A 14,881-nucleotide genomic window follows, 5' to 3' on the forward strand; every position below is an offset into this window, starting at 1 on the left:
AAGGTAGGGACAATTCCTATGGCAACTTTATCCCTTAAAAACATTTACAAACGTTATGATAATGGATATGAAGCCGTGAAGGATTTTAACCTGGAGGTGGCTGACAAAGAGTTTATCGCTCTAGTTGGTCCATCTGGGTGTGGAAAATCAACGACCTTGCGGATGATTGCAGGTCTAGAAGATATTACCCAAGGTGAATTTTACATCGATCAAGAACTGGTAAACGATGTGGAACCTAAAGATCGTGATATCGCTATGGTTTTCCAATCCTATGCCCTTTATCCACACATGACCGTTTTTGAAAATATGGCCTTTGCTTTGAATTTGCGCAAAGAATCAAAAGAGGAAATCAAGAAAAAGGTGGAAGAGGCTGCGGAAATTTTAGGACTCAGTCATCTGCTAGACCGTTTACCTAAAGCTTTGTCTGGTGGGCAACGGCAACGGGTTGCTTTGGGACGGGCTATCGTCCGCGCTCCCAAAGTCTTCTTGATGGATGAGCCCTTGTCTAACTTGGATGCCAAATTGCGCGGAGACATGCGGGCAGAAATTATCCGCATCACGCAACGCTTAGGTGCGACAACCATCTACGTAACGCACGACCAAACCGAAGCCATGACCATGGCAGATCGGATTGTCGTGATGAACATTGGTGAGGTTCAACAAATCGGAACTCCAAAAGAAATTTATGAAAATCCACGCAACTTGTTCGTGGCTGGTTTCGTTGGAGCTCCGACCATGAACTTCATCCAGGGGCGGATTCAGGGAGACCATTTTATTTCCGAGGATGGGACTGATTTCAAATTGGCGCAAGGGCAGTATGCACAGTTGAAGACCAAAGGGTATGACGGAAAAGAAGTAACTTTGGGAATTCGTCCGGAAAATATTTCCAATGACCCACTGGTGTTGGAAACTTATCCTCAATCCCAATACAAGGCAGAGGTTGATTTTGCGGAGCTTTTGGGAGCGGAGTACATTGTCCACACACATCTGGGTGAGACTACTCTCAAGGCTATTGTTCACAGTCGACAAGATGTGCACATGGGGCAAGAAATGACCTTGGCCTTTGATATGAACCGGGCCCATTTCTTTGACCGGGAAAGTGAAGAAAATATTTTACATTCATAAATAGAAATTATATTTTTTAGGAGATAGAAATCATCATGCTTAATTTTAGAGACTATATGAGTCAAGTTCAGCAGAAAAACTTGGCGGATTGTTCAAATGAAGAGATTTATGTAGCCTTGTTGAACTATACCAAAGAATACAGTGCTGAGTTGCCCTACAACGATGCAAAGAAAAAACTCTATTACATCTCTGCAGAATTCCTTATCGGAAAACTCTTGTCCAATAACTTGATCAACCTTGGCTTGTATGAGTCAGTGAAGGAAGACTTAGCTGTTGTAGGTAAGAGTTTGGCAGAGGTGGAAGATGTTGAATTGGAGCCATCTTTGGGTAACGGAGGATTAGGACGTTTGGCAGCCTGCTTCCTAGATTCAATTGCTACTCTTAACTTGAACGGAGACGGTGTTGGTTTGAACTACCATTACGGTCTTTTCCAACAAGTCTTGAAAAACAATGAGCAAACAACGATTCCAAACCACTGGTTGGAAGAGCAAAACTGGTTAATCCGTTCAGAACGTACCTATGATGTGCCATTTGCTCACTTCAGTCTTCGTTCAACGCTGTACGATATCGATGTGCCAGGATATAAAACTGGTAAGAAAAACCGTTTGCGTCTCTTCGATTTAGATACAGTTGACGGCGCTATCATTCATGATGGCATCCAGTTTGATAAGACGGATATCTTGAAAAACTTGACCCTCTTCTTGTATCCAGATGATTCGAACCGCCAAGGTGAATTACTCCGTATTTTCCAACAATACTTCATGGTTAGCAATGCAGCTCAGTTGATTTTGGATGAAGCGGTTGAAAAAGGAAGCAACTTGTATGATCTTCCAGACTATGCTGTGATTCAAATCAATGATACTCACCCATCCTTGGTAATCCCAGAAATGATTCGCCTTTTGCAAGAACGTGGACTTAGCTTCACAGATGCTGTAGCCATTGTGAAACGCATGACTGCTTATACAAACCACACGATTCTTGCAGAAGCTTTGGAAAAATGGCCGTTGGAGTTCCTTGAAGAAGTAGTTCCACACCTTGTTCCAATCATCAAACAATTGGATGCAGATGTAAAAGCGAACTACAAAGATGCATCTGTAGCCATCATTGATGAAAATAATCGTGTGCACATGGCTCATATGGACATCCATTACGGATACTCTGTTAACGGGGTAGCAGCTCTTCATACAAATATCTTGAAAGATACTGAGTTGAATAACTTCTACAAGTTGTACCCAGAAAAATTCAACAACAAAACAAACGGTATTACTTTCCGTCGTTGGTTGATGCACGTTAACCCAGAATTGACTAAATTGATTGACCAAGAAATTGGTCGTGACTGGCACCATAATGCAGAGCTCTTGCAAGGTCTTTTGGATGTAGAAAACCGTGCTGCCGTTAAAGAACGTTTGGAAGTGATCAAACGTGAAAACAAAGAGAAATTGGCAAAACACTTGAGGGAAAAACAAGGGGTTGAATTGAATACCAACGCCATCTTTGATACCCAAATTAAACGCCTTCATGAGTACAAACGTCAACAAATGAATGCTCTTTATGTCGTGTACAAGTACTTGGACATTAAGGCTGGAAATATTCCTGCTCGCCCAGTAACGATGCTCTTCGGTGGAAAAGCAGCACCTGCCTATACGATTGCCCAAGACATCATTCATATGATCATGACCCTTTCTGAAATTATTAAAAATGATCCAGAAGTGGCACCACACTTGCAAGTGGTTATGGTTGAGAACTACAACGTTACAGAAGCAAGTTATTTGATTCCTGCGACTGATATCTCAGAACAAATCTCCCTTGCTTCGAAAGAGGCATCCGGAACTGGTAACATGAAATTCATGTTGAACGGTGCCCTTACCTTGGGAACATCAGACGGTGCGAATGTGGAAATCCATGAATTGGTTGGCGACGACAACATCTTCATCTTTGGACAAGATAGCCAAACTGTTATCAATCTATACGAAACACACGGCTACGATTCTTACCACTACTACGAAAAAGAAGCTATCCGCCCATTGGTAGACTTCATTGTTAGCGATCAAATGCGTGCAACTGGACATCCAGAACGCTTGGAACGCCTCCATAATGAGTTGATGAACAAAGACTGGTTCATGACCCTTCTTGATTTGGAAGAATACATCCAAGTGAAGGAAGCAACCTTGGCAGCTTACGAAGACCGTGATAGCTGGTTGGATAAAGTCTTGGTTAACATTGCCATGGCAGGATTCTTCTCATCTGACCGTACTATCGCTCAATACAATGAGCAAGTATGGCATTTGGAGCCAACTAAATAACTGAAAAAGCAAAAGGTTTGAAAACGACGTTTTCAAACCTTTTTCAAAACAGGACTCTGCCTTTACAAATAGCAGGGCAAGGGTTAAAATAGTAATAGAAAGTCTACCAGGAGGTCCCACATGCGAACACGATTGTTTCTACTGTTTGCCAGTTTCACTATTATTTTAGCCGCTTGTGGTGCTAAGTCTGCATCGGAGTCGAAAGAGAGTTCTTCTACCAGTGTAAAACAAGAGGTCTCCAGTAGTTCGAAGGCTTCCTCTTCAAGCGAAACAACCAGCTCAACTCAAATCCAAGAGTCCACAATTGATACTCAGGGGATTTTAGCTGGGGACTATTCCACATTAGTCGGTACTTGGGTCAATGATAAGGGGGAGGCTCTTCGTATCGAGCCGGATGGCAGTAGTGATCGCTTCGATGCCTCTATTTTTAATGGACTAGAGGAGAACGAGGGTACCCTGGTATCTGACCACTATAAGATTGGTGGGGCCTCCTCTGCCCTCACCATTGTTCCAGCAGGGCAAAAACTGCCCTTTCATGACCAAGTCGCTACTGTCGACAGTCTGGTTATTGGAACAAGCGCGGAGGCAGCCAAGCATGCCTTTACGCGAGCACACTAATTTTTCCTATGGTTAAAGAGGCTGGATCCCACAATCCCGCCTCTTTCTTGCTATCTAGAAAGAGGATTTATTGTGACAGAAATTCTTGAATTACCAGAAGTCCTGGCTAACCAAATTGCTGCTGGAGAAGTGGTTGAGCGCCCCAGCAGTGTGGTCAAGGAACTCTTAGAAAATGCCATTGATGCTGGCAGCCAGTCTATTGAAATCCGCTTACAGGAGGCTGGACTTAAACTCATTGAGATTCGTGATGATGGTCGAGGAATTGCTTTCGGAGAATTATCTTTGGCCCTTAAACGTCATGCAACCAGTAAAATTAAACGTCAGGCTGATTTATTTCGGATTCGGACTTTAGGTTTCCGTGGGGAGGCTCTACCTTCTATCGCTTCCGTCAGTCGCTTGACCCTGGAAAGCCAGGAGGCTGGTGCTCATAAGGGGCAACGATTGGTGACACAGGCTGGTGAGATTTTGGAAGAAGAGACCATTAGCCGTGCTCAAGGAACGACCGTTCGAGTGGCGGATCTGTTTTACAACACCCCAGCTCGTCTCAAGTATATGCGCAGTCCCCAGTCGGAGCTTTCTCATGTTGTGGATGTGGTCAACCGTCTAAGTCTAGCCCATCCAAGCATCTCATTTACGCTCATTCATGAAGATAAGCAGCTGCTTCAAACAAGTGGACAAGGAGATTTACGTCAGGTTTTAGCAGCTATTTATGGCTTGACAACTGCACGGAAGATGGTTGAAGTGGAGGCTCACGACTTGGATATTTCCGTTCATGGTTATGTGAGTTTACCGGAATTGACCCGTGCCAACCGTTCTTACATCACCCTGCTCGTTAATGGTCGTTATATCAAGAACTTCCTGCTGAATCGGGCTATACTTGAAGGTTACGGCAGCAAGCTCATGGTTGGCCGTTTCCCTCTCGTTGTTTTGGATATTGAATTGGATCCCTTCCTTGCCGATGTGAATGTCCATCCGACCAAGCAAGAATTGCGTTTGTCAAAAGAAAAAGAAGTGATGGATTTGATTCGCCAGGCTATTCAAGAGGCCCTAAAAGAGCAGGATCTGATTCCCGATGCCTTGGAAAATTTAGCCAAATCAGCGGTTCAGAAAGTAAATAAACCGGTACAAACCAGCCTGGTTTTGGAAGAAAATCCTATCTATTTCCAAGTCCCTTCCCAAGAAGAGGCTCAAGGTTCAACCCCTGGAGTAGTAGTGGAGGAAGCGCCTCCGGCATCTAACTCTGTTCACTTTGCCCAAAGACAGGAAGCTGATTATGGTGATTTAGACCATCCTGAATTGGATTTAGCCAGTCTAGAAAAGGCATATGGGAAACTAGAAGGAGAGGAGACAGCAACCTTTCCCCAACTAGAATACTTTGGCCAAATGCATGGGACTTATTTGTTTGCCCAGGGGAAAGAAGGTCTCTATATTGTGGACCAACACGCAGCCCAGGAAAGGGTTAAATACGAAGAATATCGCCAATCCATCGGAGAGGTTTCTGGTGATCAACAACAATTGCTGGTACCTTATATTTTTGAATTTTCAGCGGGAGATGCCCTTCGTATTAAGGAGCAGCTACCGGTCCTCGCGGAAGTTGGTGTTCATTTATCTGATTACGGAAACAATCAGTTTATTTTGCGGGAGCACCCGATTTGGTTCAAGGAAGAGGAAATTGAAGCTGGTGTTTATGAGATGTGTGATATGCTCTTGATGACCAAGGAAGTCTCTATCCATAAGTATCGAGCTGAATTAGCGATTATGATGAGCTGTAAACGATCAATTAAGGCCAACCATGCCTTGGATGAACATTCCGCCCGCCATCTTCTCTATCAATTAAGACTCTGTCAAAATCCTTATAATTGTCCTCATGGGCGGCCAGTTTTAGTTCATTTTACGAATAGAGATATGGAGAAGATGTTCCGGCGCATCCAGGAGAATCATAAGAGTCTTCGAGAATTTGGTAAATACGAATAGAAAGTAAGAAAGTCATGTTTGAATATATGAAAGGTCAGCTGACCAAGATTCGCACCAATGCTCTTGTTTTGGAGGTTGGGGGGATTGGCTACTTAATCCATGTGGCCAACCCTTACGCCTACAGCGGTCATGTCAACCAAGAATTGACGGTTTACCTCTATCAAGCGGTACGGGAAGATGCCCATACCCTTTATGGTTTCCGAGATGAGGCGGAGAAGGAGCTCTTTTTGCATCTGATTTCGGTATCGGGGATCGGGCCTACTTCAGCCTTAGCCATTATTGCGGCGGATGATCATGAAGGTTTGGTTCAAGCCATTAGCGAGAAAAACAGTACCTATTTAACCAAATTCCCTAAAATTGGGAAAAAAACGGCCCAACAAATGATTTTAGATTTGGAAGGCAAACTACAGGCGGGTGAGGTTCAGCCGCTTAAGACTGCTATGGCAGCCGATAATCAGGCTTTGGATGAAGCTATGGAAGCCTTGCAAGCTTTGGGTTACAAAGCTACGGAATTGAAGAAAATTCGGAAGTTCTTTGATGGAACTTCGGATACGGCTGAAAATTATATGAAATCAGCCTTGAAAATGTTGGTGAAATAAAGGAGACGGCCATGAAGGCAGAGATCATTGCAGTAGGGACGGAGCTTTTGATGGGGCAAATTGCCAATACCAATGCTCAATTCCTGTCTCAAGAATTGGCAGGTTTGGGGATTGGGGTTTATTACCACACGGTTGTTGGGGATAATGTCGAACGGCTGACAGAGGTGCTAAGGCTGGCAAAAGAACGAGCGGATTGGGTGATTTTATCCGGGGGTCTAGGTCCGACAGAAGATGATTTGACCAAACAAACCTTGGCTACTTTTTTAGGTCGGGACTTGGTGCCAGACCCAGAAGCCATGGCCAAGATCGATGCCTTTTTTGCCAGCAATCCTAAGCGAATCCGGACAGCAAATAATGATCGTCAGGCAGATACTATCGAAGGGGCGCGTGTCCTCCCCAATCGAACAGGCTTAGCCGTGGGGAGTCTTATTGAGAATCAGGGGGTTACCTATGTCCTTCTTCCTGGTCCACCAAGTGAACTCAAGCCCATGTTTTTAGAACAGGTGGCTCCACTTTTGAAACAAGAGCAAGCTCTCTATTCGCGCGTGCTTCGTTTCTTTGGGATTGGTGAAAGTCAGTTGGTGACCCGCCTCGCTGACCTAATTGCCAATCAAACCAACCCTACTCTAGCTCCTTATGCTAAGGTAGGCGAAGTGACTCTACGATTGACCGCTCAAGCCGCCAGCCCAGAGGAAGGAGAGTCTTTGTTAGACCAATTGGAAACGGCCATTCTGCAAGAAGGGGATTTGCAAGATTATCTCTATGCTTATGGAGATCATCAGAGTTTAGCTCAGACAGTCCTCGATTTGCTGAAGGAGAAGGAGTTGACCTTGACAGCAGCGGAAAGTTTAACGGCTGGATTGTTACAGGCCGAATTAGCCCAATTACCAGGGGCTTCTGCAGTCTTTCCTGGTGGTTTTGTGACCTACAGTCTAGAGCAGAAAAGCCAGATGCTAGGGATTCCTCTAGAGAAATTGCAGTCGGCTGGTGTCGTCTCCGCCTGGACTGCTGAACAGATGGCTGCAGGTGCCCGAGCCCACACGGGAGCGGACCTAGCCCTTAGCCTGACAGGGGTTGCGGGCCCTGATCAGTTGGAGGGACAAGAAGTGGGGACGGTCTGGCTAGGTTTGGCTGGTCCCCAAGGGACCAGCAGCCACCGTCTTTATTTAGGAGGTCGAGACCGCAACACCATTCGCCAGATGGCTGTTCTAGAGGCTTTTAATTTAATACGGAAAACTTTAATCAAGTAAGAGAGTTTGCTATAATGGAAGAAGTGTCTTGTATTTGAAATAAGGAGAAAAAATGGCAAAAAAACAAAAAAAATTACCTGAAATTACCAAAAAATTTGGTGATGAACGGAAAAAAGCCCTTGAAGATGCGATGAAAGTCATCGAAAAGGATTTCGGTAAAGGGTCGATCATGCGTCTAGGTGAACGGATGGATCAGAAGGTTCAGGTCATGAGTTCAGGAAGCCTGGCTTTGGACATTGCTCTGGGTGCCGGTGGTTATCCTAAAGGTCGGATTATCGAGATTTATGGACCAGAAAGTTCTGGTAAGACGACGGTTGCCCTGCATGCGGTAGCCCAAGCGCAGAAGGAAGGGGGCATTGCTGCTTTTATTGATGCTGAGCATGCATTGGATCCAGCTTATGCCCAGGCTCTTGGAGTGAATATTGATGAGCTTCTGCTCTCTCAACCAGACTCTGGGGAGCAAGGTTTAGAAATTGCTGGAAAGCTGATTGATTCTGGAGCGATTGACTTAGTGGTGATTGACTCGGTAGCAGCCTTGGTTCCGCGAGCTGAAATCGATGGAGACATCGGAGACAGTCACGTTGGTTTGCAGGCCCGGATGATGAGCCAGGCGATGCGAAAATTAGGGTCTTCCATCAATAAAACCAAGACCGTTGCGATCTTTATCAACCAGCTTCGGGAAAAAGTTGGAGTTATGTTCGGAAACCCTGAAACCACACCGGGTGGCCGTGCCCTTAAATTCTATGCTTCTGTCCGCTTAGACGTTCGTGGCAATTCTCAAATTAAGGGAACTGGCGACCAGAAGGATGAGAATATTGGTAAAGAAACCAAGATTAAGGTTGTCAAAAACAAGGTTGCGCCGCCATTTAAAGAAGCGGTCGTTGAGATTATCTACGGTGAGGGAATTTCTGCGGCCGGGGAACTGGTCAAGATTGCTAGTGATTTGGAAATCATTAAAAAATCGGGAGCTTGGTATTCTTACGGAGACGATAAGATTGGTCAAGGTTCTGAGAATGCTAAAAAGTTCCTTAAGGAAAATCCAGCTATTTTTGAAGAAATTGATCGCAAGGTCCGTCAACATTTTGGCTTGCCAGTAGCTGATCTTCCAGAAGGAGAGGCTGCAGATAGCTCGGAACAGCCTCAAGTCGATGAGAAGGTTTTGGAAGAAGCTGCGGACATGGTTCAAGATCTTCCTTTGGATTTGGAAGAGATTGAAATCGAAGAATAAATGCAAAAGTCGGTCTGGGGACCGATGGCCTTTTTTTCAAAATCCGCTAAACTAACAGTAGTGTAGCGAAAGGAGGATTTTGTATGATCAAAATTTACACAGTTTCAAGTTGCACAAGCTGTAAAAAAGCAAAAACCTGGTTAACTCAGCATCAATTAAGTTATAAAGAAAAAAACATTGGAAAAGATGGTATTACAAGAGAAGAACTAATGGCAATCCTCTCTAAGACCGATAATGGCGTTGCTAGCATTGTTTCTTCTAAAAATCGCTATGCCAAGAGCCTAGGGATTGATTTAGAAGATCTACCGCTTAGTGAGGTAGTGGATATTATCCTTGAGAACCCACGAATCCTTAAGAGCCCGATTATGGTAGATGAGAAACGTCTACAAGTAGGTTACAAAGAAGATGATATTCGAGCCTTTCTCCCACGATCTGTTCGCAATGTTGAAAATGCAGAGGCTCGCTTACGTGCGGCTCTCTAACTCCAAAAAAGCTGGCCTTATTTGCGCCAGCTTTTTTGTCAGTAGAAAGACAGTATGATAAAATAGAGGCTGAGAGGAGACTCAAATCATGAAAAAAATACTCATAACAGCCACGCTAAGCCTCCTTGTGCTAGCAGGGTGTGTTCAAGCTAGAAAAGAAAACAAGGAAGCTCAAAAGGAGATTGAAATTACTTCGACTCTTCCAATTTTGACGGAAAAGGTCGATGAAAATGCTGTGCAGAAAAAACGCCTGGAGTTTCCAACAGCTGCAGATGGAACGACCACTGTTCAAACTCTGACTTATCAAGGAGACAACTATCTGACGTTTGAAATAGAGCTCATTAGTCCTTTGACCGATGAATTGAAACAATCCGTTGATGAAGTAGGAGTAGCGGAAACCAACAACCGTTTACGAGCTGGCCTTGAAGAGGATGAGAACTATAAGGCAGCGACAGCCGTTCGAGGTTTTACCAATAATGTCGAGGTCTTAGAGGATCAGCGGCTTAAAAATGTTTCGACTTACAACTTTCAAGACTTGGATTTAGATGCCATCCGATCAATCGCCTACTTCCAAGGCAGTGGTATTGTAGAGATGAGCGAAGTTACTCCAAGTAAATTCTTGGAAGTTCGGCAGACGAACGGTGCCGTTGTGACTGATGCTCCGTAACCCCCAATTGTTTTCCCCTCTGGAGTGTGGTATAATGGGGAAATACTATATGAGAAAGAAGGTGTAATAGTGAGTTTTACAGATGAAACAGTTCGTTTTAATCTTGATGATTCCAATAAAAAGGAAATCAGCGAGACTTTGACCCATGTTTACACGTCCCTAAGCGAAAAAGGTTATAACCCAATCAACCAGATTGTCGGGTATGTTTTGAGCGGGGATCCAGCTTACGTGCCTCGTTACAACGATGCTCGGAATCAAATCCGTAAATACGAACGCGATGAGATTGTTGAAGAACTGGTCCGCTATTACTTGAAAGGACAAGGAGTCGATTTTTAATGAGAATTATGGGGTTGGATGTGGGCTCTAAAACAGTTGGAGTCGCAATCTCCGATCCCTTGGGATTTACTGCCCAAGGCTTGGAGATTATTCCCATTGATGAAGAGAAGGGTGAATTTGGCTTGGACCGCCTTTCTCAACTTGTCCAAGAATACACAGTAGATCAATTCGTAATTGGTCTGCCTAAGAATATGAACAATACCAGCGGTCCTCGGGTTGAAGCTAGTCAGGCCTATGGAGAATTACTGACCAAGGAGTTTGGCAAGCCAGTATCCTACCAAGACGAGCGCTTGACCACTGTGGCCGCTGAGAGAATGCTGATTGAACAAGCGGATATCAGTCGTTCTAAACGCAAAAAAGTGATTGATAAATTAGCGGCTCAATTGATTTTACAAAATTATTTAGACCGCCATTTTTAGGAGGAAACCATGTCACATTCACACGAAGAACACGAACGCGATGTTATCACTCTGGTAGATGAGGCCGGGAATGAAAGCTTATTTGAAATCATCTTAACCATCGATGGGCGAGAAGAATTTGGTAAGAACTATGTTCTCCTGATGCCCGTCAGTGCTGAAGAAGACGAAGATGGCCAAATCGAAATTCAAGCCTATTCCTACACAGAAAACGAAGACGGCACCGAAGGCGACCTCCAACCGATCCCTGAAGATTCCAACGCCGAATGGGACATGATTGAAGAAGTCTTCAACAGCTTCATGACAGAGGAGTGAAACAGTCATTGAAGTGACTGTTTCACCAGCCGACCGGAAATGAAGACTCGGCTCAAGTCCTGCGGGGCTTTTTACCAGCCAGCTTGAAAGAAGCTAGGTAAAGCAATTAAACTGAAGAGAAAAACGATTTGTAGGGGTCGGGGCAGGTACTTGCCTCGGCTTTTTCTGTATTCGACTAATGAGGGTCGGATGGATGCTGGAGGGAGTAGCTATTCCAGTTTCGGCCAGCGGGTCTGTATATTGATGAACCGATCGGCTAATTTGTTTCAGGAGTGTTTTAGAAAAGGGGGTTCTAATCATGAATCTGGAGGCGTTAGAGTCTTGGTTTGATAGTCGGATAGGACTGAATTTTCATAAGGGTCAGGAGCGGTTGTTGGAAGCTTTAGAACTTCTGGACCATCCTGAGCGACAGTTTGCGAGTATCCAGATTGCGGGGACAAATGGCAAGGGGTCAACCCAGGCGATTTTAGGTCAACTGTTGCTGGACCAGGGTTATAAGGTGGGCGCTTTTACCTCTCCGCACTTAGAAGATATGCGGGAACGGGTGCGCTTGAATGGACACGTACTTCCGTTGGAGCGTTTGTCTCAGTTGGCCCTGCGTCTGCAGGAGGTGGAGGCTCAGATGCAGTTGGGGCCTCTGTCCTATTTTGAGCTGTGGACTTGTGTGGCCTTTCTCTATTTTGCGGAGGAGGCCGTGGATGTGGCACTTTTAGAGGTTGGGATTGGCGGTCGCCATGACGCGACTAATGTGGTGGAAAGTGAATTGGCTCTCATCACTTCTATTGGCTTGGATCATCAGGAACTCCTGGGGTCTAGCTTGACTGCGATTGCGTGTGAGAAAGCAGGGATTGTGAATGCAGAGCAGGAGTTACTCTTGGGCCCGCTGTCCGCAGACTTGCTTCCAGTTTTTGAAGAAGAAGTGGCTCGTTTTGGGAATCCTATTTTCCGCTTTGGTCAGGAGTTTGTGTGGCAGGACCAGACTTTCTGGACGAATGGGTTGACCTTGGAAGAACTCAAGTTGAGTCTGCCGGGTGCTTATCAGAGAGAGAATGCAGCCCTAGCCTTGATGGCTGCCCTTCGCTGGGCTCGGATCAGGGGACAAGACCTTGACCTGGCTCAGATGCGACGGTCGCTGGAGCGTGTGCAGTGGCCGGGCCGTTTGGAACTGTTGGCACCGGGAGTTTACCTTGATGGGGCCCACAATGTGCCAGCCTTGGAGCGCCTGGTCGAGTTTATAAAGGCCCAGGCCTGGGACACGCCGATCTTCCTTTTAGGTTTTTTACCAAGAAAAAATTACCAGGAGATGGTCGCTTATTTACGGCAGCACTTACCACATGCAAGCTACTATCTTGTTCCTTTTGATGGAGGCTTAGAGGATGGATCTTTCCTAGGGCTGGACCGGCTTGAAAAAGGGATAGCGACCTTTATCCGGGAAGAGGAAAGGCGTCCAATCTTTATTACAGGTTCTTTACATTTTGTCGGTCAGGTGCGTAAAGGTTGGATAAGTGAGTAAATTAGCTAACATTTTGGTAAAAATGGTGTATACTAGATGGGAGAAAATAGATTAGGAGTAGCAGAATGTCCAAGAAATGGCTGACCGTAGGGTTGATGTTATTGGTTGCCCTAGGATTGACAGCCTGCTCGGCACGATCCAGTCAAGAGCAACCGGTTGAAGAAGAGACGGTATTGGCAATTCCGGAAAACCTGGATGGAACCTATGCAGCTTCAACGGAAGATGAAAACTACCATTTGACCATGAAAGATGGTCAAGGGACCTTGATCTCGGACGATGGTGCTGGGAATAAAATTGTACGTCAGGTCCAGGTGGTTGATCCTGAAGGCATGATGGTGGACGAAGAGTACATGCTCTATCGTGTGGAGAACCATCAACTTTACATCCAAGATATTGAATATGATTATGATGGGGAGCTAGAGGCTGAGAAGGTCTTTAAGCGAACAGGATAAGTGATAAAGAGGAAGTAGTGTGCGTAAATTACGATTAATCATGTGGAAATATGGTTTTAGTGTTGCAATCATGTTGGCGGAATTAACCTTGGTTTTAGCCGCCTTCTTTTATTTCGGCCGTATGTTTCCCTATATTTGGCTGGGTTTGATTTTCTTAATCACAATAGCCACGATCATTTCCATTTTTAACCGTAATATGGCCCCTGATAGCAAAGCTACTTGGCTCTTAGTAGCCCTTTTGCCAGTACTTGGTCCCCTGCTCTATATCATGTTCGGGGAGCGCCGTCTGTCTCGCAAGGAGATTCAGCAATTGGAAACGATTGGACAGTATGATTTCTTTGTACCCGCATCACAGGAAAGCCTGGATGAGGTGCGAGAGCAAAATCAATCAGTGGCGGGGATTATGCAAGCCCTTTTGAAGATTGACCCTAGCTCGGCCATTTACAAAGGGACTCAGTCTGATTACTTTGCATTAGGTGAGGACTATTTTCAGGCCCTCTTACAGGATTTGGAAGCTGCAGAGAAGTTTATTTTCTTGGAGTACTACATCGTGGAACCAGGGATTATGTGGGACCAGATTTTGGATATTCTCAAGCGAAAGGCAGCCCAGGGGGTGGAGATCAAGTTCCTCTATGATGACATTGGCTGTATGGCTACCCTTCCAGGTAACTATGCCCGCCAGTTGCGTGATCAAGGTATTGAGGCTTACCAGTTTAATAAGGTCATTCCCCGCATGACCGTGGCCTACAACAATCGAGACCATCGTAAAATTCTGGTCATTGATGGCCACATTGCCTATACCGGCGGAGTCAACCTAGCGGATGAGTATATCAATGAGCGCCTTCGCTTTGGCCATTGGAAGGATGGCGGAATTCGACTTCAAGGGGACGCAGTTCAAGCTATGGTTCGCCTCTTCCTCACGAACTGGTACATTAATCGAGGTGAGCTGGAAGACATTGATCGCTATCATTTCCTAGAAGAAAAAGAAGAGGGGCAGGGCTATTACATTCCGTATGGTTCTGGACCAAAGCCTATGTATAAGGAGCAGGTAGGAAAAAAAGTTTACCAAAACTTAATTACCCAGGCCCAGGACTATGTCTACATCACCACTCCCTATCTGATTATGGACTACGACTTGACCGAGGATATCAAAAATGCAGCCCTCAGGGGTGTAGATGTCCGCATCGTGACACCATATATTCCAGATAAAAAGGTTATTCAACTCGTAACGAGGGGAGCTTATCCTGACTTGCGGAGTGCGGGAGTCCGGATTTTTGAGTATGAACCTGGATTTGTTCATTCGAAAAATGTCTTAGTGGACGGTCATCTAGGAGTAGTGGGAACCATTAACTTTGACTACCGTAGCCTAGTACATCATTATGAAAATGCGGTGCTCATGTACCAGACCAATAGTCTAGAGGCTATGCGTCAGGATTTCCAAAGTATTTTTGATGAATCTATTGAAGTTACGGATCATACTATCAAGCCGGTTTGGTACCAACGGTTGATCAAGGAAATAGTGCAGATTTTTGCTCCTATGTTGTAAAAAAAGTGATAAAGAAGGGAGGGAGTTTCAGTTGAAGGTGCCCGCATCCCTTCTTTT

General features: G+C 45.2%; 15 protein-coding genes. All 15 read left to right on the forward strand.

What is annotated here, in order from left to right:
* The first annotated feature begins 18 nt into the window (after positions 1-18).
* The 15 genes from ugpC to cls all read left to right on the forward strand — a co-directional run bounded on the left by ugpC (position 19) and on the right by cls (position 14,824).
* Positions 19-1,125 carry a sn-glycerol-3-phosphate ABC transporter ATP-binding protein UgpC gene (gene ugpC / locus I2503_RS02215; protein WP_196966870.1) on the forward strand — a complete coding sequence of 369 codons (1,107 nt, stop codon included), beginning with the start codon at positions 19-21 and terminating at the stop codon, positions 1,123-1,125.
* A 35-nt stretch (positions 1,126-1,160) separates the two neighbouring features.
* Complete coding sequence (locus I2503_RS02220) at positions 1,161-3,428, forward strand: glycogen/starch/alpha-glucan phosphorylase (protein ID WP_196966871.1); 2,268 nt, start codon at positions 1,161-1,163, stop codon at positions 3,426-3,428.
* Between the two features lie 120 nt (positions 3,429-3,548).
* Complete coding sequence (locus tag I2503_RS02225; protein ID WP_196966872.1) at positions 3,549-4,046, forward strand: DUF6287 domain-containing protein; 498 nt, start codon at positions 3,549-3,551, stop codon at positions 4,044-4,046.
* A 72-nt stretch (positions 4,047-4,118) separates the two neighbouring features.
* Positions 4,119-6,020, forward strand: a complete 1,902-nt coding sequence (gene mutL / locus I2503_RS02230) for a DNA mismatch repair endonuclease MutL (protein WP_196966873.1) — start codon at positions 4,119-4,121, stop codon at positions 6,018-6,020.
* A 14-nt stretch (positions 6,021-6,034) separates the two neighbouring features.
* Positions 6,035-6,619, forward strand: coding sequence for a Holliday junction branch migration protein RuvA (gene ruvA / locus I2503_RS02235; RefSeq protein ID WP_196966874.1), 585 nt, complete (start codon positions 6,035-6,037; stop codon positions 6,617-6,619).
* A gap of 11 nt (positions 6,620-6,630) precedes the next feature.
* Positions 6,631-7,869, forward strand: a complete 1,239-nt coding sequence (locus I2503_RS02240; RefSeq protein WP_196966875.1) for a competence/damage-inducible protein A — start codon at positions 6,631-6,633, stop codon at positions 7,867-7,869.
* Between the two features lie 52 nt (positions 7,870-7,921).
* Positions 7,922-9,097, forward strand: a complete 1,176-nt coding sequence (gene recA / locus I2503_RS02245; RefSeq protein ID WP_196966876.1) for a recombinase RecA — start codon at positions 7,922-7,924, stop codon at positions 9,095-9,097.
* An 83-nt stretch (positions 9,098-9,180) separates the two neighbouring features.
* Entirely contained in the window at positions 9,181-9,579 is a 399-nt protein-coding gene (spx, locus tag I2503_RS02250) for a transcriptional regulator Spx (protein ID WP_196090978.1), read from the forward strand.
* Between the two features lie 88 nt (positions 9,580-9,667).
* Positions 9,668-10,246, forward strand: a complete 579-nt coding sequence (locus tag I2503_RS02255; RefSeq protein ID WP_196966877.1) for an SP0191 family lipoprotein — start codon at positions 9,668-9,670, stop codon at positions 10,244-10,246.
* A 69-nt stretch (positions 10,247-10,315) separates the two neighbouring features.
* On the forward strand, positions 10,316-10,582 hold the full coding sequence (locus I2503_RS02260) for an IreB family regulatory phosphoprotein (protein ID WP_196090980.1): 267 nt from the start codon (positions 10,316-10,318) through the stop codon (positions 10,580-10,582).
* Positions 10,582-11,001: a Holliday junction resolvase RuvX gene (gene ruvX, locus I2503_RS02265; RefSeq protein WP_196090981.1), complete on the forward strand. Its 420-nt coding sequence runs from the start codon at positions 10,582-10,584 to the stop codon at positions 10,999-11,001. Before I2503_RS02260 ends, ruvX begins: the two co-directional genes overlap by 1 nt.
* 9 nt (positions 11,002-11,010) lie before the next feature.
* The gene (locus I2503_RS02270) at positions 11,011-11,313 is read left to right on the forward strand and encodes a DUF1292 domain-containing protein (protein ID WP_196090982.1); all 303 of its coding nucleotides are present in this window, start codon (positions 11,011-11,013) and stop codon (positions 11,311-11,313) included.
* Positions 11,314-11,611: 298 nt separating this feature from the next.
* Positions 11,612-12,826 carry a Mur ligase family protein gene (locus I2503_RS02275; protein ID WP_196966878.1) on the forward strand — a complete coding sequence of 405 codons (1,215 nt, stop codon included), beginning with the start codon at positions 11,612-11,614 and terminating at the stop codon, positions 12,824-12,826.
* 65 nt (positions 12,827-12,891) lie between these two features.
* Complete coding sequence (locus I2503_RS02280; RefSeq protein ID WP_196966879.1) at positions 12,892-13,278, forward strand: hypothetical protein; 387 nt, start codon at positions 12,892-12,894, stop codon at positions 13,276-13,278.
* A gap of 40 nt (positions 13,279-13,318) precedes the next feature.
* The gene (cls, locus tag I2503_RS02285; protein WP_196091009.1) at positions 13,319-14,824 is read left to right on the forward strand and encodes a cardiolipin synthase; all 1,506 of its coding nucleotides are present in this window, start codon (positions 13,319-13,321) and stop codon (positions 14,822-14,824) included.
* Positions 14,825-14,881 lie beyond the last annotated feature (57 nt).

The sequence above is a fragment of the Streptococcus sp. NLN64 genome, assembly GCF_015831295.1.
In the GTDB taxonomy this organism is placed as follows: domain Bacteria; phylum Bacillota; class Bacilli; order Lactobacillales; family Streptococcaceae; genus Streptococcus.